Raw genomic sequence first — 21,020 nt, 5'->3', positions numbered from 1 at the left:
CAACCTCCATTCGAAAGTCGCCATGGGAAACGACCAATGGGTCACAGAACGGTCGTGGTTGGTGGCCTTCAGTGGAAACCCTTGTCGCGCATGGCCACGCGGCCAATGTATGGAGGCTTTGCCGGATATACCAGTCTTCTTCGCCAACCAATTCCTAGCTTTTTCCAGCAACAATAGGCGGAGGATGAACCATGATCGCACAGATTCAGCGCCAGCTTGGCGACGAGGCGGCCCACCTGCTGGAGCATGCCTGCACCACCGTGGAGCGCAGCCGGCTGATCGTGCCGGGTCCCGACCACGTGGAGAAGGTGCTCGCCCACAGCAACCGCAACAACCGTGTCCTCCGCAACCTGCAAAGCCTGCATGATTGTGGCCGGCTGGGTGGCACGGGCTACCTGTCCATCCTGCCCGTGGACCAGGGCATCGAACATAGCGCCGGTGCCAGCTTCTCCCGCAACCCGGCCTACTTCGATCCTGAAAACATTGTCCGACTGGCGATGGAGGCGGGCTGCAACGGCGTCACCTCCACCCTGGGCGTGCTGGGCATGGTCAGCCGGCGCTTCGCCCACCGCATCCCCTTCGTGGTGAAGCTCAACCACAACCAGTTGCTCAGCTATCCCAACGAGTTCGACCAGATCATGTTCGCCCAGGTGGATCAGGCCATCGACATGGGGGCCGTGGGCGTGGGCGCCACCGTCTACTTCGGCAGCCCCGAGTCCAACCGCCAGATCATGGAAGTGGCCGAGGCCTTCGCCTATGCCCACGAGCAGGGGCTCTTCACCATTCTCTGGTGTTACATGCGCAACCCGGCCTTCGCCCAGGGCGACAAGGACTACCATGTGGCGGCCGACCTCACCGGCCAGGCCAACCACCTGGGCGTCACCATCGAGGCGGACATCATCAAGCAGAAGCAGCCCGAATGCAATGGCGGCTTTCCCGCCCTCAAGTTCGGCAAGAGCGACCCCCGCATGTATGGCGAGCTCATCAGCGACCACCCGGTGGACATGGTGCGCTGGCAAGTGGTCAACTGCTACATGGGCCGCGCCGGCATGATCAACTCGGGCGGCGCGTCGGGCAAGAACGATCTGGCCCAGGCCGGGCGCACGGCGGTGATCAACAAGCGCGGCGGCGGGATGGGCCTCATCCTGGGTCGCAAGGCCTTCCAGAAGCCGATGAAGGAAGGCGTCGAGATCATCCACGCCGTGCAGGATGTCTATCTCTGCCCCGAGGTGACGGTGGCCTGAGTCTCCTCCCAGCCTGCCCAGACCAGCCTCCCTGGACCGCCGCCAGGGAGGCTTTGCTCATCCGTCCCTGGCTAAAACCTGCCTTGCAGCTTGCCGATATCCTCCTGACACCGCTTTGTGGCCATTGCAACGGGTGTGAAACTGGTCCAACTCGAGGCGCCCATGTCCCTGCCCACTGCCGACGGCGATTCCCAGAGCGAGGGCGGCCTGCGCCAGATGTGGGCGCGCCTGGAGGAGCGGCTGGCCGACCAGCGCCGCGCCGCCTGGCTCGTCCCGCCCGGCGTAGTGCGGGCCGCGGCGGACTCTGGCGAAGCCGGCCAATGCCAGGCGAAGGGCTGGAGCGTCTTCCGCGCCGGCGCGGCGGGAAGGGCGATGCCGGCCCTGGCGCCCCAGGCCGCCGTCGCGCCGCGGGAGAAGGCCCCGGGGCGGGGGCGCATCATGGTGGTGGACGACGACGAGGTGGTGCGCAGCACCATGTGTGATCTCATCCGCACGCTGGGCTACGAGGTCGAGGCCATGCCGGACGGCCTGGCGGCGGTGGAGGTTTTCCTGCAGGATCCCCACGCCTGGGATCTCATCCTGCTCGATCTGATGATGCCCCGCATGGACGGGATGGAGGCCCTGCGGCGCATCCGGGCGCGGCGGGCGGACCAGCCGGTGTTGGTCGTGACGGGCTTCGCCGGCGAGCAGAACGTGCGGCGGCTGGAGCAGATCGCCCGCGTGCCGCTCCTCATGAAACCGATCCAGATCCGCGAGCTGAGCCGCTGGATCGCCGACCTCGTCCACTGACCCGGCCGCTTCCCAAGCGTCGGTGACGCGGGGGAGCCGGACTCAGGCGCGGGCCGCCGCCACCCTCCGGCCCAGCTCGCGGGTGCGAAGGGCGGCCTGGCCCGGCCAGTCGGCACGATGGAAGATCCACAGCATGCCCAGCCCCTTGATCATGCACGAGACGAGGATGGCCGCCCACACGGCGTTGATGCCCCAGGGCGTCCAGGCCACCAGGGCGAGGGCGAGGGGAATGCGGAGCAGGTTGCCCGGCACCGTCACCATCAAGGGATAGCTGGAAATGCCGGCCCCCGTCATGCCTTCGCCCAGCACCATCTCCAGGAGCTGGAAGAGGTTGGCGAAAGCGGCCAGCCTCAAGTAGGCGGAGGACAGCTCGATCAGGTGCGGGTCGTCCGTGTAGATGGAGCAGAGCGGCTCGGGCACGATCAGCCAAAGGGTGGAGAAGAGGAGTGCCACCGGGGCGGCGGCCACGAGGACGCGCAGGACGGTGCCGCGTACATGGCCGGCCAGGTCTGACGTGGCCTGGCGCGACTCGCGGCCCATGGCGGCGCCGGTCAGGGTGGAGGCGGCGGCGCCGAAGCCGACCAGCACCATGTAGCCCACCGCCTCGTTGCCGCGGATGCCGATGCCCAGCACGCTGAAGGCCTCCTGTCCGAACTGCGACAAGACGCGGTTGAGGGCCATGAAGATGCCCGAGTAGAAGGTGATGGAGGCGGCCACCGGCAGGCCCACGCGCAGGATCTCCCCCCACAGCCGCAGATCGGGCCGCGGCAGGGCGCGGCGGCGTGCGATCATGGCGCGGGCGGCTCCCGGAGCCAGGCGGTGGGCCAGGATGAGGGCGCCGGTGGCGCCCACCAGGCCGCGCGTGCAGATGGAGGCGAGGGCGATGCCGCGGATGCCCGCCCCCAGGCCAAGCAGCACGACGGCGGAGAGGGCGGCGTTGAGGAAGACACCGCCCACCTGGAGGCGGAAGGGGGTCTTGGTGTCGCCCAGGCCGATGAAGATGCCGTCGATCACCATCGCCAGGCTCATGAGGGGGAAGCCGGCATAGAGGAGGCGCAGGTAGCGGGAGGCCAGTTCCAGCACCTCGCCGCTCCCGCCCATGGCCTCCAGAAGCCGCGGCGAGAAGATGATGCCCAGTGCGCCGAAGACGAGGGAGGAGCCGAAGCCGAGGATCAAGCCTTGCAGCGCGGCGCGGCGCAGGCCGGCCGGATCCTCCATGCCGCGCAGACGGGCCACCATGCTGAGGGTGCCCTTCTGCACCAGGGCCATCAGGCCGGCGTTGAAGATGGTGACCATCACCACCAGGCCGAGGGCCGAGGTGGCGGAGGGTCCCAGCAGCCGCGCCCAGAGAAAATCGTTGATGCTGAACAAGGTGCCGAAGATGGCACTGCCCGCGGCCGGCAAGGCCAGGCCGTAGATGCGCCGCCAGTCCGGTATGGTGCTGTCGGCGGGTCGACGGATGGCCTCCGTCAGGCGCGAAAGCATGGGTGACTCGTCTCCTGACGGAACCTGGGGCCGCCATCCTTTGTTGGAGGGGCTCGCCCAATATGGTGTTGGGTGGGCGGCCGTCCGACAGGACGGCAGAACGGCGGCGCGTCCCGGCCCAAGCCCCTTGTCGTCGTGGTTCGGAACAGGCCGGGGCGGTCGTGGGGGCGAAAGCTCAGCCGGTGGTATATTCGCCGCCATGTGGATCCTGATCTTGCTGGTCCCCTTCAGTCTCCTGGCGCTGCTCAGCTGCGTGGTGCTGGGAGGGCCCCGCCGCTACAGCGTGGCCTCGCTGGGCCTGGCCTTGCTTCTGCTTTGGGCTTGGCTTGGCCTGAACTGGTGGGCGGGCGCCGCCTGGTTCGTGCTGTTTGGCGGAATCCGCCTTGGCCTGGCCTGGGATTACCCCCGCCGGCTCCAGGGGACGGTGCAGGGCGCCACGGGCCGGGCGCGCTACCTGAGCTTCCTGCCGCGGGAGGATGGGAGGCGTCCCCTGGCCGTATGGCTGCCACCGCTCAAGACGCCACTCTATTGGGTGGTGCGGCGGCTGCAAAGCCGGCTCCCTGGGCCAGTGGCCACCGGAATGAACGGCATGCCGGCCGGCACCATGCTGCTGCCCATGCTCAACCAGATCTTTGGACAGAGTCGGGGCTTTCGCCTGGATACGCGGCATTTGCCGAGCCAGAAAGGTCCCGCCATGGAGATCCGCTGCGATTGACGGAGGACGTCGCGCGCTAAAGGCCGCGGACGCAACAAGCTCCGATGGCAATGGATCCGAACCACCAGGAAGGAGTCGATTGTGGCCACGTGGAAGCAATTCATCCTCATCGGGTTGATTGGACTGGCGGGGGGCTTTGGCTTCAACTCCCTGCGTGCCGGCAGCCTGCCGATCAAGGCGGATCCCATGCTGACACAGCAGGCGGGTGGGGCCGACACCCTGGCCGTGGCCACCGTCAAGCTGGCGGTGATCGGCTTCGAGGAGGCCGACGCCCTTTACCGCAAGGAGCTGGCGATCTTCGTCGACGCGCGGGATGCGGTCGATTTCATCAAGGGGCGCATCCCCGGCGCGGTCAACATCACGCCGGACGACTTCAAGACCGGCAAGCAAAAGCTGCTGGTCCCCAAGGGCAGTCTGGTGGTGGTCTACTGCAGCGGCGCCGACTGCGAGACCTCCCATGACCTGGCCAAGCTCATGGCGGACGCGGGCTTCCAGAAAGTCCGGGTCTACGCCGGCGGCTGGGCGGAATGGGACGCCATGGGACAGCCGGTGGAGCGATGAGCGGCAGGCATCCCCGCTGGGAGGACGCGCTCGCCTGGATCTTTCGTCTGGTGCTGGGGGGCCTCTTCCTCTTCGCCGCTTTCGGCAAGATCCAGAACCCCGTCGAGTTCGCGGCGGCCATCCGCAAGTTCCATGTCCTGCCCATCGCCTGGACCAACGTGCCGGCCATCACCCTGCCCTGGGTCGAGGGTCTGGCCGGACTCCTGCTCATCACCGGACCCTGGCGCCGCGGCGCCGCCGCCTGGCTGGCCATTCTCCTGGCCGGCTTCCTGGGGCTCTTCATCTGGGTGCTGGTCCTGGGCCTGGAGGTGGACTGCGGCTGCTTCGGCAAGCTGGGCGTCTACATGAGCGTGCTGGCCGGCAAGGTCACCCCGCTCTCCGTCGGGCGCAACCTCGTCCTGTTGGCCATGGCCGTCTGGCTCTGGTGGCGCGAGTCGCGCCGCCTGCGGGACTGAGCCCGACCACATGGAAGGGCGGTCGCACCGCATCCGGACGCAGGGCGGCCACTTGCACGTGGGGGAGCTGGGCACGGCGGGCCGCACCCTGGTGATGTTGCACGACGGCGGGGGCGGCTACGGGTCCGACCCCTGGCCTGCCCCCATTCCCGAGCTGGTCGCCGGCCCCATGCCCTGGCGCGTCCTGCGCGTCGACCGCCTCGGCTACGGATTGAGCGATCCCCGGCCGACTGGCTTCCCGCCCGGTTTTTTTGACGAGGATCTGGCCCAGTTGGAAGAGGCGCTGGACGTGCTGGCGCCGGGGGAGCCTCTTGTCCTGCAAGGCACCAGCGACGGCGGCACCCTGGCCCTGCTGGCCGCCGCCCGCTGGGGTCGGCGCGTGGCCGCCCTGGCCGTGGACGGCGCCCACTACCGCACCGAGCCCACCATGGTCCCCGTCCTGCTTGACATGCAGGAGCGCTTCACGGCCAAACACGGCCCGCCCGCGCCCGATGAGCCGCACCAGCAGCGCACCCTGCGCGCCTGGTTGGCGGACTGGCTCGCCATCTGCGCCCAGGGCTGGAGCATCGAGGCGGAGCTGGCGGCCGTGCGCTGTCCCGTCGCCGTCCTGCAGGGCGAGCTGGACGGCATCGTGCCGGATCGCCACGCCCACGAACTGGGGGCGGCGCTGGGAGGACCGGCCCACGTCGAGATCCTGCCCGGGGGCGCCCACCTTTGCCAGCGCAGCCACCCCGAGGCATGGAGCCGCTGGCTGCTGGCCCTGCTCGAGGATCCGCCCCAGGCCCCCGCGGCCCGGCCGTGACCCCACGCTTCAAGGCCGAACTCAACCTGGCCCTGATGTGCGTCATCTGGGGCAGCACCTTCTCCCTCGTGCGCGAGAGCCTGGACGGGACCGACCCCTGGCTCTTCCTCACCCTGCGCTTCGGCCTGGCCATTCCCGCCTGTCTGCTCCTCTTCGGCCGCCACATCGACCTGGGGGACCAGACGACGCGCCGGCGCGGCCTCTGGCTGGGGGCCGTCCTCTTCCTCGCCTTCCTCACGCAGACCCTGGGCCTGCAGAGCATCACCGCCTCCCGCTCCGGCTTCCTCACCGCGCTCTACATCGTGATGGTCCCCTTGCTGCTGGCCGGCTGGGAGCGGCGGCGCCCCTCGCTGCGGACTCTGAGCGCCGCCCTTGTCTCGCTGGGCGGCGTCACGCTGCTGAGCGGCCTGGGGACGGGCGGGCAGCGCCTCGACCTGGGCCTGGGGGAGGCCCTCACCATCCTCTGCGCCGCCCTCTTCGCCCTGCAGATCATCCTGGCCGACCGCCTGCCCGTGGCCGGCCGGGTGTGGACCCTCCACTTCTGGCAGATCGCCACGGTGGCCGCCCTCTCCGCGGCGGGCTGGCTGCTGCTGGGCGAGGCGCGCTGGCGGCCCGACGCCCAGCTGGCCGTCTCGCTCTTCATCAACAGCGTGTTCGGCACGGTGGTGGCGCTGGGCCTGCAGCTACGCTACCAGCCGCAGACCACGCCGGAGCGGGCCGCCCTCGTCTACAGCTTCGAGCCCGTTTTCGCCGCGTTGATGGCCCTGCTCATCCTGGGCGAGCGCCTGGGACCGCTGGAGTGGGCGGGGGGCGGGCTCATCCTGCTGGCCCTGCGCCTGGCCGATCCCGGTCCGGTGGAAACCCGGCCCGGACCGGTCTGAGCGCCGCCCCTCGCGGCACCCTGCTTGACATTGGCTGAATGCTCTGCTAGGATGGAGGCCGACTTGCCCCCCAGCCGCCCCCATGACCGCCGGCTTGCCGCCGGCGTTTTTGTGTGGTGACGCGGGGACGGACGCGGTATGCCGGCTTGGGAGAGCGCGCCATGTGGTGGGAACGGGACAACGAGATCGAGCCGCAGGCGGGCGCGCTGCCCACCTGGGGCATGCTCCGCCGCGTCCACCCCTATGTGCGGCCGCACCTGCCGGTCTTCCTCGCCGCCTTCCTGCTGGCCCTGCTCGGCGTGGGGCTCATGCTGCTCCAACCCGTCATCTTCAAGCGCATCGTCGACGTGGACTTCCCCGCCGGCGACACGGGCGGCCTCCTGCGCAGCGCCCTGGCCTACCTGGGCCTGATGGCGGGGGGCAGCCTGGCGGGCGGCCTGGCCACCGTCATGCTGGGGCGGGGCGGCGTGGACGTGGTCAACGTGATCAAGCGGGACCTCTTCGCCAAGGCCCTGGCCCTGGGCCTCGCCTGGGTGGAGAGCAAGCCGGTGGGCACCCTCGTCTCGCGCATCGAGTCGGACAGCCAGCGCCTCGTCAACCTGACCAGCACCATGGCCGTGCGCATCCTCAGCGCCGTGGTGATGATCATCGGCTCCGTCGTCATCATCGGCCGGGTGGACACGCGCCTCTTCCACATCAGCCTCGCCTTTCTCCCGGTGATGCTGGTGGGCACCTGGATCATCTTCTCCCGCATGCGCGCCCGCTTCCGCGAGGAGCGGCGCCGCTATGCCCAGATCTCGGGCGAGGTGGCGGAGCTGGCGCCGGCGGCGCGGCTCATCCAGGCCCTGGGCGTGGAGGCCTGGGCCGAGGAGCGGCTGGCCGCCCGCAATCGCGGCTACAAGCGCTTCGTGGTGCGGCTCAACCTGCTGGAGTACTCGCTCTGGAGCGGGATGGGCCTCGTGCAGATCCTCATGACCTGCCTCGCCCTCTGGCTGGGCAGCGTGTGGATCGCCGACGGCTCGCTCACCACCGGCACCCTCGTCATGTTCGCCCAGTACGCGGGCATGATCTACTGGCCCATCATCGAGCTGTCCGAGCAGCTGGCCGAGATCCAACGCGCCGGCGGGGCGGCCGACCGCATCTTCACCATGCTGGACACGCCGGACACGGTGCCCCACCCCGCCCGGCCCCGGCCCCTGCCCGCGCGGCCCGGCGTCCTCGAGTTCCAGGACGTGACTTTCGGCTACGTGGCGGACAAGCCCGTCCTGCGCGACTTCAACCTGCGCGTCGAGGCGGGGGAGACGGTGGCCCTGGTGGGACCGACGGGGGGCGGCAAGAGCACGATCCTAAATCTCGCCACCCGCCTGCGCGACGTGAGCGCCGGGCGCATCCTGCTGGACGGGGTCGACATCCGCGAGCATGATCCGCGCCAGTACCGCCGCCTCTTCGGCCTGGTCCTGCAGGACCTCTACCTCTTTCCGGCCAGCGTGGAGGACAACCTGCGGGCTTTCCGCGAGGATGTGCCGGCGGAGCGGGTGCGGCAGGCGGCCCAGGTGGCGGGGATCGAGGAGGAGATCCTGCGGCGGCCCCAGGGCTACGAGGCGATCCTGGCCGAGCGCGGCGCCAACCTGTCCTACGGCCAGCGCCAGCTGCTGGCCCTGGCCCGCGCCCTGGCGGTGGATCCGCCCATTCTCGTGCTGGACGAGGCGACCAGCAGCGTGGACCCGCGCACCGAGCGCCACATCCAGCGCACCTTGGAGGCGCTCACGGCGGGCCGCACGACGCTGGTGGTGGCCCACCGCCTCTCCACCGTCCGCCACGCCCACCGCATCCTCGTCATCGTGGAGGGCCGGGTGGCGGAGCAGGGCAGCCACGATGAGCTGCTCGCCGCCGGCGGCCACTACGCCGAGTTGCTGCGCACCCAGCAAATGGGCCAGGATGGCCGGTCCGACGCGGAAGCGCCGCCGGAGGCCGGCCCCGGCGGCCCGGAGGCGCCGGCCCCGGCCGCCGAGCCCGCCCTGGCCGGAAGCCTCGCCCACCTGCCCGGCGCCCTGCCGGGCGTTCCGCTGCACGACGATCCCCAGGCCCCCGCCGCCGGGGGGGAGGCGGGCCGATGAAGGTCCTGCGCAAGGTGGTGGCCTGGTTCACGCCGTACTGGCGGCTGCGCCGGCGCGGCATGGTCCTGGTCCTGGCCCTGACCGCCCTGGGCGTGGCGGCCAACACCGTCTATCCTCTCCTCTTCAAGTTCGTCCTGGACGAGCTGGTGCAGCAGGACAATCCGCTGGCGGCCCGCCAGTGGGTGCTGGCCCTGCTGGGCGCGGGCCTGCTCCAACAGGTGCTGCAATGGCTGCTGCCCGTCTCCCGCGCCGCGCAGAACCTGGGCAACGCCATGGAGATCCGCCTCGCCCTGCTGCGGCGCATCCTGCGCAAGACGGCGGCCTTCTTCGCCAAGTTCCGCAGCGGGGACCTGGTGACGCGCCTCACCGACGACGTGGACGTGGAGGACAAGCTGGCCTGGTACTCCTGCTCGGGCGTGTTCCGGCCCATCGAGGCCGTGCTACGCCTCGTCTTCGCCCTGGCCGTCATGATGAGCCTGGACTGGCGCCTCACGCTGCTCTCGGTGGCCCCCTTGCCGCTGGTGGTCTGGCTCATGACGCGCACCGAGCATCTGCAGGAGAAGCACTACTCGGAGCGCCAGAAGCGCACGAGCGAGACGGTGGACGTGCTGGAGGCCGCCTTCAGCGGCGTGCGCATCGTGCTCGGCTACGCGGCGGAAAAGGCCCAGGACCTGCTCTTCCTGCGGGCCCTCGAGCGCCGCGTGCGCAGCGAGAAGAATGTGCTGACCCTGCGCGCCGTGCTGGAGGGGCTGGGTTCCCTCCTCAACCAGAGCGGCGTCATCATCGTGCTCTTCGCCGGCGGCATCTTCCTCATGAAAGGGCAGATCACCCTGGGCGACTTCTACGCTTTCGTCGCCTACCTGAGCAGCTTGACCGGCCCGCTCTGGACCATCTCCTGGTTCTTCGTCTCCACCAACGTGGTCTCCAGTTCGGTGGACCGCATGCGTCAGGTGGAGGATTTGCCCGAGCGCACTGATGGCGAGGCGCGGCCGGTCGATTGCCGCCGCCTCCACCTGGAAGGCTTGCGCTTCGCCTGGACATCCGAGGCGCCACCCCTGCTGGACGGCCTCGACCTGGTCCTGCGGCGGGGGGAGACGGTGGCCGTGGTGGGGCCGGTGGGCTGCGGCAAGACCACCCTGCTCGAGCTGGCGGCGGGCATCCAGGACGCCGGCGGGGGCCAGGTCCATCTGGACGGGACTCCGGTGGCGGCGCTGACCTCCGCGGCGCGCAGCCGCTGCCTGGGCTGGGTGCCCCAGGAGAGCCTGCTCTTCTCGGGCGAGGTGGCCGAGAACGTCCGCCTGGACCGCCCGGCGGTGGACGGGGAGGCCATCCGGCACGCCCTGACGACGGCCTGCGTGGCCGACGAGTTTCCGCCCGAGCGGCGCATCGAGCAGGGCGGGGTCGGCCTCTCCGGCGGCCAGCGCGGCCGCGTGGCCCTGGCCCGCGCCCTGGCGACCCGCCCCGATTTCCTGCTCCTGGACGACGCCACCAGCGCCCTGGACGCCGCCACCGAGCGCCTCTTCTGGGAGCGCCTGCGCCGCGAGCTGCCCGCCACCGGCGTGCTGGTGGCCACCCACCGCGAGGCCACCGCCCGCGTCGCCGACCGCGTCCTGTGGTTGGAGAAAGGCCGCTTCATCCACGAGGGCCGCCACGACGAGCTGCTGGCCCGCGAACCGGGCTACCGCGAGCTGTTTGCCCGGGAATAGGTCCGCTCAAATGCACGATGGATTGTGTGGGACTGCCGAGCTTCGCCTGGCGCTTGCCCTGGCGACTTCTTTCAGGGCCGAGCCAATCCATGCTGACCAAGGCCGTCGCGAACGCCATATTTCGACCATGAACGACACGACGCAAGCCTTGGACTTGATCCAACCCATCCTTCGGAGGGAGCTGCCGGACTTGCAGGCACTCTACCTCTTCGGTTCACGAGTCGACGGGGGGGACCATCCCGGGAGCGACCTGGACCTGGCCGTGCTTCTGGCGCGGGGGCAGAGGGGGGATCGCCCGGGCCTCCGTCTGATGGCCGTGCGGGCCTTGTGCGAGGAAGCCATTCAGCGTCGCGTGGACCTGCTGGACCTGAGGCGGGCTGATGCGGTCCTGCGCATGCAGGTCTTGCGCGGGCGCCGTCTGATCTGCTTGGACCCTGTGGCGGTGGCCACCTTCGAGATGTATGCCATTTCCCTTTATCAGAAGTTGAACCAGGAGCGGAGGGCGCTTCTGGAGCAATTCCAGAGGACCGGCCGGGCCTACCGATGCTGAAAGATGTGGTGACCCAGAAGATCCAGAGCATCCAGCGCTGCGTGAAACGCGCGCGCCAGGAGCGCAGCGCGGCTGGCTCGGGCTTCCGCGTCGATTGGACGCGACAGGACGCGGCCCTGCTCAACATCACGCGGGCCTGCGAGCAGGCCATTGATCTGGCCAACCATGTGGTCAGGGAGCGGGGACTGGGCATTCCCGCCACCAGCGCCGAGAGCTTTCTTCTGCTGGAGCGGGACCACGTGATCGAGGCCACCCTGCGTCGCAGTTTGGCGGCCATGGTGGGTTTCCGCAACACGGCCGTGCATCAGTACATGGAGCTGGACCTGGACATCGTTGACTGGGTCATCACGGAAGGACTGGACGACGTGCTGACCTTTACCCGGTTGATCGCCGAACGTGGCGCTGCCGGTTGGACACCGAAAGAGGGAAGCTGAAGACAAATCCCCGGTTTCATGCCTCAGGGCAGGAAGAGCCGCCCCGCCGCCAGGCCGTCCGCCAGCCGCTCCCACACATCCTTCAAGCGGGCGCCGTCCGGATCCGGCCCCAGCGCGGCCAGCAGGCGGCGGGCGAGGGGGCCGGCTGTCAGGAGACGGTCGATCGTGGCGGAATGGGCGGGGTCCATCAGGGGGCGCTCGGCCAGGATGCAGCGCCATAGATCCCCCCCCTCCAGCGGCCGGCCGCGGCCGAAGCAGGCGAGCAGGGACTCGTCGTGCACCAGGGCCCGCTCCCCGTCGCGGGCACAGGCCCACAGTGTTTCCGCCAGAGCCTCCGTGGACAGCGCCTGCTGGGCGGCCAGGGAGGCCCAGCGCTCCTGGACGAGATGGGCCACGGCCTGCCCGATGGCCGCCGCCACGGCGGCGTCGGCGGCGGGGCACTCCTGGGCGTCCACCAGGCGGATCTCCAGCGCCATCCGGTCGAAGCGGGCGATGGCGCCCCGGGAGTTGAGCCACTCGTGCCGCAGCAGGCCGTCGGGGTCGTGGGGGGCGATGTCGGCCCAGATGCGGCGCAGGATCCGCTCCTCGTAGGCGCGCCGCGTCCAGACCGGCTCCGGCACAAGCAGGCCGGCGATGGAGGGGATGCGCGCCTGGTTGCCGCGGTAGACCTCCAGGCGCGTGTCCAGCCAGCCCGTGGCGCGGCCCTCCACCACGGGCGAGGCGGCGGCCAGGGCGGGGATGAGCGGGAGGACGAGGCGGACGGCGGCGTGCAGGCGGGCGAACTCGGCGTCGTCGGCGAAGGCGAGGTTGAGGTGCGCGCTCTGCAGGTTGCTCCAGCCGTGGCCGGCGCAGCCGAAGATGCGGTCGTAGGCGGCGTAGACCTCGCGGTTGCCGTGGGGCCACAGGCGGGTGTGGCGAGCCGGGTCCAGCCAGGGGTGCATGGCGCCGGGCAGCAGGCGGCCGCCCAGCGGCTCCAGCAGGCGGTTGGCGCGCGCCACCTGCTCCTGCAGGCCGCGCTCGACCCCGGCCAGCGAGGCCACCGGCCCCGCCGTTTTGAACTCGATGAGGTGCAGGACCAGCTCGTTGGACCAGCCGAAGTCCCCGAACTCCACATCGTCCACGGCCTCCCCGGGCTGGCACTCGCAGCGGGCGTCCGGCTCGGCGGCGGCGGCGGCGAGCAGGGCGTCGGCCACGGGCAGCGGATCCAGGGTGCGGGCGTCGACGACCATCAGCTCCAGCTCCAGGCCGAAGCCCTGCAGCAGATGCAGCGGCGAATCCGTCACGCCACGTACCCTCCCGTCTTGCTGTGCTCGATGCGGCGCAGGAAGACCCGCATGATGCGCAGGTAGAGCTCGTCCTTGAGGATCTCGTCCTCGTAGCCGGCGTCGATGTTGGGGTTGTCGTTGATCTCGATCACGACAAACTGGTCGCCGATCTGCTTGATGTCGAGGCCGTACAAACCGTCCCCGATCAGGTTGGCCGCCTTGAGGGCGATTTTCAGGAGCGGGGTGGGGGCGTGCTCCACGGGGATGGAGTCCACCCGGCCGTAGGTGGTGTCGCCCGTCTCGTCGCGATGGACGATCTGCCAGTGCTTGTCCGCCATGTGGTAGCGGCAGACATAGATGGGCTGCCGGTCGAAGACGCCCACCCGCCAGTCGAAGGTGGTGGGGAGGAAGGCCTGGGCGATGAGCAGGTCGCTCTTGGCGAACATGCGGGCCCCCTCCGCCAGCAGCTCCTCGCGGCTTTCCACTTTCACCACGCCCTGCGAGAAACTGGAGTCAGGCTGCTTGAGGATGCAGGGCAGGCCCAGCTCGCGCAGCAGCTCCGGGCTGATCTCCTTGTAGCAGGTCACGGTGCGGGGGATGGGCACGCGGTGTTTCTGAAGCAGCTCGGCCAGGAAGACCTTGTTCGAGCACTTGAGGATGGAGACGGGATCGTCCACCACGACAAGGCCCTGGGCGGCGGCGCGGCGGGCCCAGCGATAGGTGTAGTGGTGGACGTTGGTGGTGTCGCGGATGAAGAGGCCGTCGAACTCGGCCAGGCGGGCGGAATCCTCCCGCCCCAGCAGCTCGGTGGCCAGGTCGAGGGACTCGGCGGCGCGCACGAAGTGGCGGATGGCCCGCGCGTTGGAGGGTTTTTGCGTGGCCTCCTCGTTGTAGAGGATGGCCAGGTCGTAGCGCCAGCGGTGGCGTGGCCGGGACACCCGCTGATGGCCGGCGAAGAACTCGGCGGCCCGCTCGCGGACGAAGGGCAGGTGGTCGGCCGGGATCTCGCTGGCGGCGATGGGGCGGATGCCCTGCAGCTGCCAGCGCTCCTCCCCCTCGTGCCAGGTGAAGTGGGCGCGGAGGAAGGGCGCCTGGAAGGACTTGAAGAGCTGCTGGCAGAGCCGGTCGTACTTGCGGGCCAGGTTGCGTCCGAAGTAGATGCTGAGGATTTGCTCCGGGGAGCGCAGCCCGGCGAAGGCGCGCTGGATGTCCTCGTCCAGCTCCTCGGAGTGGATGCGCAGCATGGCGCTCGACTTGAGGTCCTGGATGGTGGTCAGGTCGGGGAAGGGGCGGTGGCCGCGCGCCTCGGCCAGCAGGGACACGTAGTAGCCCGTGCTCTGGTAGCGGTAGGAGCGGCACAGGTTGAAGACGCGCAGGCTCTTGCGCTCCACCAGGCCGGGGTTGGTCAGGTAGTCGCGGGCCGCCATCACCTGCACCTTGGCCGGCTTGAGCGGCCAGTCTTCCGGGTTGTTGACTACGACGAGCACGTCCATGCGTCGCTACTCTCGCTTGGTTCGCGGGCGGATGATGAGAAAGTTGGCGTCGTGGGTCAGCACGCCGAGCAGGATGGCGCCCAGCACCCGGTCCATGGAGACCGTGTAGTAAGGGCTGTCGGCGAGGGGATGCTGCGGATAGGGGTCGGCCACCCGCACCAAGCCGCCGTGCTCGTGGCCGCAGAGGACGACGAAGTGACCCGTGGGCTTGCCGCCCAGGTCGTCGTCGTCGCCGTCCTCCTCGCGCTCGCGGACGGCGTGGTAGAGGTAGGTGGAGCTAAGGCCGGCCAGCACCGGCAGTCCGCGCTGGATGAAGCCGCGCAGCAGTTGCTTGGTGAGATCCTTGAAACGCAGCTCGCCCCCCAGCTCGAGGAAGCGCAAATAGGCCTGGGTGGCCACTCTGATCCGGCCCTTGTCCTTGATGAGGGCCTGTTCGCGCAGGCGGCGCGGCAGGTCGGGCACGGGCGGCGCGAACCAGGTGGGATCGAAGAGGTGCAGGTTGTAGGTGTAGAGGGTGGCCCGGTAGCCCCGCTCCAGGGCGTGGCAGGCGAGCATGACGGCCAGGGTGCCGCCGCCGCGCACGCGGGGGATCTCGCGGACGAGGCGGGGCAAGGTCACCATGTCGCCCCAGTAGGAGTAGACGGCATGCAGGCAGGTGGGTCCGCAGGCCGTGTCATCGGGCTGGAACTGGATGTTGAGGCGGCCTTCCATTCCCCATCCCCGTCGTGATCTAGTTTCGGGCAACGATGACCCATCGCCCCGCCAGAATGGCCCGGCGTCTACCAGGCGGCGAGAGCCTCGGCGAAAGCCTCGATCTCCTCTGGCAGGCCCGTCGAGACCCGGATGCAGTGGGGCAGGCGGAAGGCGCCCAGGGGCCGCACGATCACGCCGCGCAAGAGGCAGTGACGGGCGAAGTGGTCGGCCTCCTCCTCGTCGGCGAGGGGGAACATGACGAAGTTGGCTTGGCTGGGCACGGGCGCCAGCCCCTTGGCCGTCAGGAGGTCCATCAAGCGGCGGCGGCCCGCCGCATTCAAGGCGATCGTCTCCTGCAGGAAGGCGCCGTCGGACAGGGCCGCGATGCCCGCCGACTGGGCGGGGATGCTGGGCTCGAAGGGGAGCTTCACCTTCATCAGGTTGGCGATGAGGTCGCCGTGGCCGAAGCCGTAGCCCAGGCGCAGGCCGGCCAGGCCCTGGGCCTTCGAGTAAGTGCGCAGGGTGAGCACGTTGTCGAAGCGGTAGAGCAGGCTGTCCGGGTAGCTGGCGCCTGGTTCCACATAATCGATGTAGGCTTCGTCCAGGACGACCAGTGTGTGGGAGGGCACCTGCTCCATGAAGCGCGTGAAGGCGGCCTTGGAGAAAATGCTGCCGGTGGGGTTGTTGGGGTTTGCCAGGTAAACCAGGCGCGTCCGCGGACCCATGGCCGCCGCCATGGCCTCCAGGTCGAAGGCGTAGTCCTTGAGCGGCACCGTGCGCAGGGGCAGGCCACGACTCTGGGCCAGGACATAGAAGCCGACGAAGGTCCCCTCGCTGGTGAGCAGCTCGTCGTCCTGGTCCAGGAAGGTGCGCAGGATGGTGGCCAGGATGCTCTCCGAGCCCGCGCCGCAGATCACGTTCTCCCGGCGCAGCTGGTAGTGGGCGGCGATGGCGTCGCGCAGGTCCAGGGCACCCACGTCCGGGTAGCGGGCCAGTTCAGCCAGGCTATTTCGGATGGCCTCCAGGGCGAGGGGACTTGCTCCGCGGGGATTCTCGTTGCTGGCCAGCTTCACCACCCGCTCCAGCCCGAGTTCACGTTGCACCTCCCGGATGGGTTTGCCGGGTTTGTAGGGGGTCAGGTCTCGGATGTAGTCGGGTACGAGCGGGCGGGTCATGGCGGCGTCCTCTGCTTTGCCGCAAGATGGCACCAGTCGGCGGGATGGGAAACAATTGCCAGGGTGTCGGACCCATGGTCGGACACCACGTGTAAACTTGTCCTGCATGATTGACACTGGCAGTCGCGGTGCGAACGCCGGACCACGCGAGGAAGACCAAAACGCGCGAGTCCACGTCACGTGCGGGAGCTTCGTAGGCGGTGCGGGGCTGAAACAGGGGCAAATTTTGCCAAAGTGTCCGACCATGGGTCGGACACTTTGCTTGATCGCCAATGATTATTGGACATCCCCCGCTCGCACCGATCCATCGGGCATGGCCAGCCCCGCGCCCTGGACGACTGGTTCAGTTCCCGTCCCAAGGGCGCAGCTCCTCCCGCATGGCCCTGATCTGCTCATGGCGCGGCCAGGATCCCGCCTGGCCGGCCGCTTCCTCCCACAAGCCGTACATGGGATTGGGCAGCATGATCCATTCCCGCCCCCAGCGTGCTGCATGGGGATCGCCCAGCCCGGCGCTGGTCAAGGCCTGCTCCCGCGAGTTGTCGGGGAAATCCTCCCGGCTGTCCCCCACCATGAGCAGAACCCGATGGGAGTCCGCCACCAGCCGGCGGCGCGACCCCTTGTCGGAGCGCCAGGCCGGCCGCTCGCCTTTGAGCAGGATCTCGTCCACGTCCGCCTCCAGCGCCACCCCAAGGGCCGCCAGGTTGCGACGGGTGGCCTCCTCCTGCGCCGCCTCCCGGTTGGAGATGAAGAAGACGGCCACCTGCCGCTCCCTGGCCTGCTGGATGAACTCCAGGGCGCCGGGCAGGGCTTCCGCCCGCGCCGTCCCCACCCAGCGGTCCCAGTCCGCGGTGGCGGCCTCGTCGTAGTGTCGACCTTGCAGGAGCAGCCAGGCGACGAAGGGTGAATTGTCCAGCACCGTCTCGTCCAGGTCGAGAATGACGGCCGGCGGCTTGTGGGCATAGGGGGGAAGCTGCTCGGCGGGGGTGGCGGTCCAGGCGCTGTCCCGCAGCGCCTCATCCAGGCGTTGCCGGGCCAGTTCGAAGAGCGACCGGAGGGTGGCGCCATGCTCGGGCGCCCGCTGGGTCCAGAGGGTGGCGTTGAGGTGAGCACTTTCGCGTGTTTCACCGTTCCGAGCTGCCAGCAGGTAGACTAATAGAATGATGTAAGACCTCATGGTGGACCCTCTATTGCACCTGGTGCTGCCCTGGTGCTGCCCTGGTGCTGCCCTGGTGTTGCCCTGGTGCTGCCCTGGTGCTGCCCTGGTGTTGCCCTGGTGCTGCCCTGGTGTTGCCCTGGTGTTGCCCTGGCACCTTATGCACACCGTCTATCAACCTGGACACCTCCCGCCAGCCTGGGTGGACGGGGACGCTTGGTTTCAACTCACGCGACGGTTGACCACAGCGGTCGACAGACTGCAATCAACCGCCGGCAGTTGGATTCCTTCACGTGCAGGTGGCGGCGCGTGTAGAAGCGATAGCACCACGCCAGCAGCGTCCGGTTGTTGAGGATGAAGAGACGGTTGTGGAGGAGCAGTCGCATCAGCTGGAGGGAGGGTGCATAGCGGATGTTGAGATGATGCAGCTCCTCGATGGCGAAGGTCTCAGCCAGGGTCTGCCGCAGGCTGCCTTCGTCAAAATGCTGGTAGTGCTTGCGGCTGACCCGGATGTTGGTGCTGGGCACGCTGAGGATGAGCCGGCCCTCGTCGGCGAGCCGGGCGCGCAGGTTAGCCAGGAAGGCGCCGACCTGCGCCGGCGGGATGTGCTCGAGGACCTCCACCAGCGTGATCAGGTCATGGCGTTCGGGCAGCAGCGTATCGTCTCCCGCGTCCTCGCAGCGCCAGTCCAGGTCCGGATGGAAGGCCCGGGCAAAGGCGATGGCCCGCGGCGAGAAGTCGATGCCGGTCAGGCGGGCACCGGGATGCCGCGCGTGGAGCAGCCCCAGGAATCGGCCGTCGCCGCATCCCACGTCGAGCAGGGAACCGTGGGGGTCCCGCCCCGCCAGGTCCAGCAGAAAGCCCAGGTAGCTCAAGTACTCATGGCCCCAGGCCAGGGAGCGATGATGGGAATAGCGCTTCCCGTCCCAGTTGGGGATGTAGTGGTAGGGAAAGTCGTAGCCCTGTTCCTGGATCGCCTCCGGGGCTCCCAAGCGTGTCACCGGTCCCTCCCCTGCCCTGTTACTGGCGGAATCGGGCGGCAAGCTAGTGAACCCAGTGGCGTGATCGGCCGCTTGCCGGCGACAGGTTGCCCGCGGAGGGCGTGCGATGGGCCGCGCCGCCAGATCCGGCATCCCGCGAGCGGCAGTCCACCCGCCGTCGACGCCCGCTTCGCCGGCGATCGATCCGCCTGGATCCACCACCAGCGCGGCCGGTCAGGCGTCGGGAATCTCGGGCTCGACCAAGCGGGCCAGCTGGGCCAGGGATTCCTGCCAGCCGAGCAGGCACAGCTCGACGGGCACCATCTCAGGCAGGCCTTCCTGGACGATGGTCAGCTCCGTGCCGCCGGAGACGGGCCGCAGCGAGACCGTGGTCCTCATCTCGCCGGGCAGGGCGGGGTCGTCGAAGCGGTTGGTGTAGACCAGGCGCTCGCCGGGGACCAGCTCCTGGTAGGCGCCGCCGAAACTGTGGCTGTGCCCGCTGCCGAAATTGGCGAAGGACATGCGGAAGCCACCGCCCACGCGCGGGTCCTGCTCGTGGACGGTGCAGGTGAAGCCGTAGGGCGGGATCCACTTGCAGAGGGCGGCGGGATCCAGGAAGGCCCGGTAGGCGCGGTCGGGCGGGCAGCGCAGGATGCGCTGCAGGCGGGCGGTGCCGGTGGGCATGGGGACGGCCCCTTTCGCTTGCGTTGGGAGGTGGGCCGGCTGCCGCCGCGCCCAGCGGCGTGGCGTCCCGGCCGGGCCAAGCTGGCACCTGCCGCGCGGGCACGCCACTCTGGAGCGGTTGAAGTTGTGACAACCCGGCCCTCAGCGGCCGGCGGGCGGCTCCCACAACTCCAGCTTGTTTCCGTCCGGATCGATCACCCAGCCGAAGGTGCCGAACTCCGACTGCTCGACCTGGTCGACCACCTGGCACCCCTCGCCGCGCAAGAGGGCCAGCAGCGCGTGGAGATCCTCCACCCGGTAGTTGATCATGAAGGGCGCCGCGCCCGGGGCGAAGTAGTCCGTGTCGTCCGCGAAGGGGCTCCAAACCGTCGTGCCCGTCCCCGCCGGATTCTCCGGGCCGGCCCAGGGGAAGACGACCCCACCCCACTCCTCGACCTGCAGGCCCAGGTGTGTCTGGTACCAGGCCGCCAGGCCCTTGGGGTCCCTGGATTTGAAGAAGATTCCGCCGATGCCGGTGACGCGCCTCATGGCCGCTTCCTCCTGGTTGCCCTCAAGTCATGGGCCTCATGCTGGGCCAAGCCATATGACGGATGGATGTCGAGACCGGCCCGGCCATCATCCTTTGCGCCAGCGCTCGGGACCGCGCCGGGATCCGCCCTGCCCCGTCACGCCAAAGAAGCGAAGCAGAGCCGGAAAGGATCTCTACGCCAGCTTGACTCGGGAGACCTCACACGTGTTGGTCAACGTGATGTCTCGGATTCTGCTAACGAAGGAGCATCCCCTTTACTGTTCGTGATTCCCCTGAGGAGTGCGACAACTGAAACACATAGATCCCGGACGCCACATTGTGGCCGTCGGAACTTCGACCATCCCATCTCACATGATGGAAGCCGGTCCCCAGCGTGCCCAGGTCCCGCCGCATCACCTGTCGCCCGGCCAGATCAAACACACCGAGGGTCATTTGTCCAGGAATGGATGTGGCGAAGGAGAGCAAGGTGGATGGGTTGAAGGGATTCGGGGATAGCGCATGAATCTGGATGTCGCTGGGGGTTGACGAAACCAAGTCAGGCGCTTCGATTCCGGTGCTCATGGACTTCAATCCCAGTGAGGAGTATCCGCCTGCCGCGAGCGCCATGAAGCCGGCATTGGGCGCGGGAATGCTGCATTGACCATACTCGTTACTGCCCCAGGCCACGATCGAGCCGTCGTCCTTCAGTCCCAGGCTATGGTACGCGCCTCCGGCGAGCGCCACGAAGTCCGCGTTGGGCGCGGGGACATCACATTGTCCATACTCATTCCACCCCCAGGCCACAATCGAGCCGTCGGCCTTCAGGCCCAGGCTGCTGTGAAGAAGGCCACCGGCGATCGCTATGAAGTTCGTATTGGGCGCGGGGACATTGCATTGGCCATCCCAATTGGCTCCCCAGGCCATAATCGATCCGTCGCCTTTCAGGCCCAGGCTGTGAAGCTCGCCAGCGGCGATCGCCACGAAGTTCGCATTGGGCGCGGGGACATTGCACTGGCCAGCCTCGTTACTCCCCCATGCCACAATCGAACCGTCCGTCTTCAACCCCAAGCTGTGGTTCTCGCCACCGGCGATCGCTATGAAGTTCGTATTGGGCGCCGGGACATCGCATTGGCCAGTATAACCGCCGCCGCCATACTCTATGTTTGATCCCCATGCCACGATCGTGCCATCGGACTTAGAGCTTATCCGTAAATAGGTTGACATTTCGATTCCGTTGAGCCAGCTTCCTCCATCACAACTGGAGGAGTCAGCCATGTCGCGATTGGCGAGCTGGGAATTGTCGGATGCCTTCTGGAGCCGAGTGGAGCCC

General features: G+C 68.7%; 21 protein-coding genes. 11 read left to right on the top strand and 10 right to left on the bottom strand.

The features are described 5' to 3' along the window. Nucleotides 1–191: 191 nt before the first annotated feature. A complete protein-coding gene (locus tag Q8O14_07420) occupies nt 192–1,244 on the top strand; it encodes a class I fructose-bisphosphate aldolase (protein MDP2360566.1) in 1,053 nt (350 codons plus the stop codon). A 162-nt stretch (nt 1,245–1,406) separates the two neighbouring features. Next, nucleotides 1,407–2,033: a response regulator gene (locus tag Q8O14_07415; protein ID MDP2360565.1), complete on the top strand. Its 627-nt coding sequence runs from the start codon at nt 1,407–1,409 to the stop codon at nt 2,031–2,033. Nucleotides 2,034–2,075: 42 nt separating this feature from the next. Here the strand turns inward: Q8O14_07415 and Q8O14_07410 are convergent, their stop codons facing one another. Continuing rightward, nucleotides 2,076–3,518, bottom strand: a complete 1,443-nt coding sequence (locus tag Q8O14_07410) for an MATE family efflux transporter (protein ID MDP2360564.1) — start codon at nt 3,516–3,518, stop codon at nt 2,076–2,078. Nucleotides 3,519–3,717: 199 nt separating this feature from the next. Between Q8O14_07410 and Q8O14_07405 the strand changes: the two genes are divergently transcribed. The 9 genes from Q8O14_07405 to Q8O14_07365 all read left to right on the top strand — a co-directional run bounded on the left by Q8O14_07405 (nt 3,718) and on the right by Q8O14_07365 (nt 11,739). Beyond that, nucleotides 3,718–4,233: a hypothetical protein gene (locus tag Q8O14_07405; GenBank protein ID MDP2360563.1), complete on the top strand. Its 516-nt coding sequence runs from the start codon at nt 3,718–3,720 to the stop codon at nt 4,231–4,233. 81 nt (nt 4,234–4,314) lie between these two features. Next, entirely contained in the window at nt 4,315–4,794 is a 480-nt protein-coding gene (locus Q8O14_07400; protein MDP2360562.1) for a rhodanese-like domain-containing protein, read from the top strand. Further along, a complete protein-coding gene (locus tag Q8O14_07395) occupies nt 4,791–5,249 on the top strand; it encodes a MauE/DoxX family redox-associated membrane protein (GenBank protein MDP2360561.1) in 459 nt (152 codons plus the stop codon). Before Q8O14_07400 ends, Q8O14_07395 begins: the two co-directional genes overlap by 4 nt. Nucleotides 5,250–5,259: 10 nt before the next feature. Next, complete coding sequence (locus Q8O14_07390; protein ID MDP2360560.1) at nt 5,260–6,051, top strand: alpha/beta hydrolase; 792 nt, start codon at nt 5,260–5,262, stop codon at nt 6,049–6,051. After that, entirely contained in the window at nt 6,048–6,932 is an 885-nt protein-coding gene (locus Q8O14_07385; GenBank protein MDP2360559.1) for a DMT family transporter, read from the top strand. The genes Q8O14_07390 and Q8O14_07385 overlap by 4 nt, the downstream gene beginning before the upstream one ends. A gap of 161 nt (nt 6,933–7,093) precedes the next feature. Next, nucleotides 7,094–9,049, top strand: coding sequence for an ABC transporter ATP-binding protein (locus Q8O14_07380; GenBank protein ID MDP2360558.1), 1,956 nt, complete (start codon nt 7,094–7,096; stop codon nt 9,047–9,049). Beyond that, nucleotides 9,046–10,755, top strand: coding sequence for an ABC transporter ATP-binding protein (locus Q8O14_07375; protein ID MDP2360557.1), 1,710 nt, complete (start codon nt 9,046–9,048; stop codon nt 10,753–10,755). Before Q8O14_07380 ends, Q8O14_07375 begins: the two co-directional genes overlap by 4 nt. A 127-nt stretch (nt 10,756–10,882) precedes the next feature. Next, a complete protein-coding gene (locus tag Q8O14_07370) occupies nt 10,883–11,305 on the top strand; it encodes a nucleotidyltransferase domain-containing protein (GenBank protein ID MDP2360556.1) in 423 nt (140 codons plus the stop codon). An 8-nt stretch (nt 11,306–11,313) separates the two neighbouring features. Further along, a complete protein-coding gene (locus Q8O14_07365) occupies nt 11,314–11,739 on the top strand; it encodes a DUF86 domain-containing protein (protein MDP2360555.1) in 426 nt (141 codons plus the stop codon). Between the two features lie 23 nt (nt 11,740–11,762). On the opposite strand, the gene Q8O14_07360 is transcribed toward Q8O14_07365, so the two are convergent. The 9 genes from Q8O14_07360 to Q8O14_07320 form a co-directional block, all read right to left on the bottom strand. Further along, nucleotides 11,763–13,022 carry a glutamate-cysteine ligase family protein gene (locus Q8O14_07360; protein ID MDP2360554.1) on the bottom strand — a complete coding sequence of 420 codons (1,260 nt, stop codon included), beginning with the start codon at nt 13,020–13,022 and terminating at the stop codon, nt 11,763–11,765. After that, complete coding sequence (locus Q8O14_07355) at nt 13,019–14,497, bottom strand: RimK family protein (GenBank protein ID MDP2360553.1); 1,479 nt, start codon at nt 14,495–14,497, stop codon at nt 13,019–13,021. The genes Q8O14_07360 and Q8O14_07355 overlap by 4 nt, the downstream gene beginning before the upstream one ends. A 6-nt stretch (nt 14,498–14,503) precedes the next feature. Then, nucleotides 14,504–15,208: a hypothetical protein gene (locus tag Q8O14_07350; GenBank protein MDP2360552.1), complete on the bottom strand. Its 705-nt coding sequence runs from the start codon at nt 15,206–15,208 to the stop codon at nt 14,504–14,506. 68 nt (nt 15,209–15,276) lie between these two features. Next, nucleotides 15,277–16,365, bottom strand: a complete 1,089-nt coding sequence (hisC, locus tag Q8O14_07345; GenBank protein ID MDP2360551.1) for a histidinol-phosphate transaminase — start codon at nt 16,363–16,365, stop codon at nt 15,277–15,279. 343 nt (nt 16,366–16,708) lie between these two features. Continuing rightward, the gene (locus tag Q8O14_07340; protein ID MDP2360550.1) at nt 16,709–17,539 is read right to left on the bottom strand and encodes an HAD family acid phosphatase; all 831 of its coding nucleotides are present in this window, start codon (nt 17,537–17,539) and stop codon (nt 16,709–16,711) included. Nucleotides 17,540–17,745: 206 nt separating this feature from the next. Next, on the bottom strand, nt 17,746–18,519 hold the full coding sequence (locus Q8O14_07335; GenBank protein ID MDP2360549.1) for a methyltransferase domain-containing protein: 774 nt from the start codon (nt 18,517–18,519) through the stop codon (nt 17,746–17,748). 213 nt (nt 18,520–18,732) lie between these two features. After that, nucleotides 18,733–19,182 (bottom strand): SRPBCC family protein, encoded by a 450-nt coding sequence (locus Q8O14_07330; GenBank protein ID MDP2360548.1) that lies wholly within the window; start codon nt 19,180–19,182, stop codon nt 18,733–18,735. A gap of 141 nt (nt 19,183–19,323) precedes the next feature. Continuing rightward, nucleotides 19,324–19,710 (bottom strand): VOC family protein, encoded by a 387-nt coding sequence (locus Q8O14_07325; GenBank protein ID MDP2360547.1) that lies wholly within the window; start codon nt 19,708–19,710, stop codon nt 19,324–19,326. Between the two features lie 235 nt (nt 19,711–19,945). Then, nucleotides 19,946–21,020 (bottom strand): FlgD immunoglobulin-like domain containing protein (locus tag Q8O14_07320; GenBank protein ID MDP2360546.1); only part of this gene is annotated, 1,075 nt, incomplete at its 5' end.

It is taken from the genome of bacterium (assembly GCA_030685015.1).
Lineage (GTDB): Bacteria > CAIWAD01 > CAIWAD01 > CAIWAD01 > CAIWAD01 > CAIWAD01.
Note: the sequence above shows the minus strand (reverse complement) of the source record. Positions and strands in the feature narration are given on the sequence as shown.

What these genes read in the sequence shown, in the direction of transcription:
- Q8O14_07420 (MDP2360566.1), top strand. Translation starts at nt 192, where the DNA reads ATGATCGCACAGATTCAGCGCCAGCTTGGCGACGAGGCGGCCCACCTG.
- Q8O14_07370 (MDP2360556.1), top strand. Translation starts at nt 10,883, where the DNA reads ATGAACGACACGACGCAAGCCTTGGACTTGATCCAACCCATCCTTCGG.
- Q8O14_07395 (MDP2360561.1), top strand. Translation starts at nt 4,791, where the DNA reads ATGAGCGGCAGGCATCCCCGCTGGGAGGACGCGCTCGCCTGGATCTTT.
- Q8O14_07390 (MDP2360560.1), top strand. Translation starts at nt 5,260, where the DNA reads ATGGAAGGGCGGTCGCACCGCATCCGGACGCAGGGCGGCCACTTGCAC.
- Q8O14_07415 (MDP2360565.1), top strand. Translation starts at nt 1,407, where the DNA reads ATGTCCCTGCCCACTGCCGACGGCGATTCCCAGAGCGAGGGCGGCCTG.
- Q8O14_07355 (MDP2360553.1), bottom strand. Translation starts at nt 14,497, where the DNA reads ATGGACGTGCTCGTCGTAGTCAACAACCCGGAAGACTGGCCGCTCAAG.
- Q8O14_07375 (MDP2360557.1), top strand. Translation starts at nt 9,046, where the DNA reads ATGAAGGTCCTGCGCAAGGTGGTGGCCTGGTTCACGCCGTACTGGCGG.
- Q8O14_07380 (MDP2360558.1), top strand. Translation starts at nt 7,094, where the DNA reads ATGTGGTGGGAACGGGACAACGAGATCGAGCCGCAGGCGGGCGCGCTG.
- Q8O14_07405 (MDP2360563.1), top strand. Translation starts at nt 3,718, where the DNA reads ATGTGGATCCTGATCTTGCTGGTCCCCTTCAGTCTCCTGGCGCTGCTC.
- Q8O14_07350 (MDP2360552.1), bottom strand. Translation starts at nt 15,208, where the DNA reads ATGGAAGGCCGCCTCAACATCCAGTTCCAGCCCGATGACACGGCCTGC.
- Q8O14_07410 (MDP2360564.1), bottom strand. Translation starts at nt 3,518, where the DNA reads ATGCTTTCGCGCCTGACGGAGGCCATCCGTCGACCCGCCGACAGCACC.
- Q8O14_07340 (MDP2360550.1), bottom strand. Translation starts at nt 17,539, where the DNA reads ATGAGGTCTTACATCATTCTATTAGTCTACCTGCTGGCAGCTCGGAAC.
- Q8O14_07325 (MDP2360547.1), bottom strand. Translation starts at nt 19,710, where the DNA reads ATGAGGCGCGTCACCGGCATCGGCGGAATCTTCTTCAAATCCAGGGAC.
- hisC (MDP2360551.1), bottom strand. Translation starts at nt 16,365, where the DNA reads ATGACCCGCCCGCTCGTACCCGACTACATCCGAGACCTGACCCCCTAC.
- Q8O14_07330 (MDP2360548.1), bottom strand. Translation starts at nt 19,182, where the DNA reads ATGCCCACCGGCACCGCCCGCCTGCAGCGCATCCTGCGCTGCCCGCCC.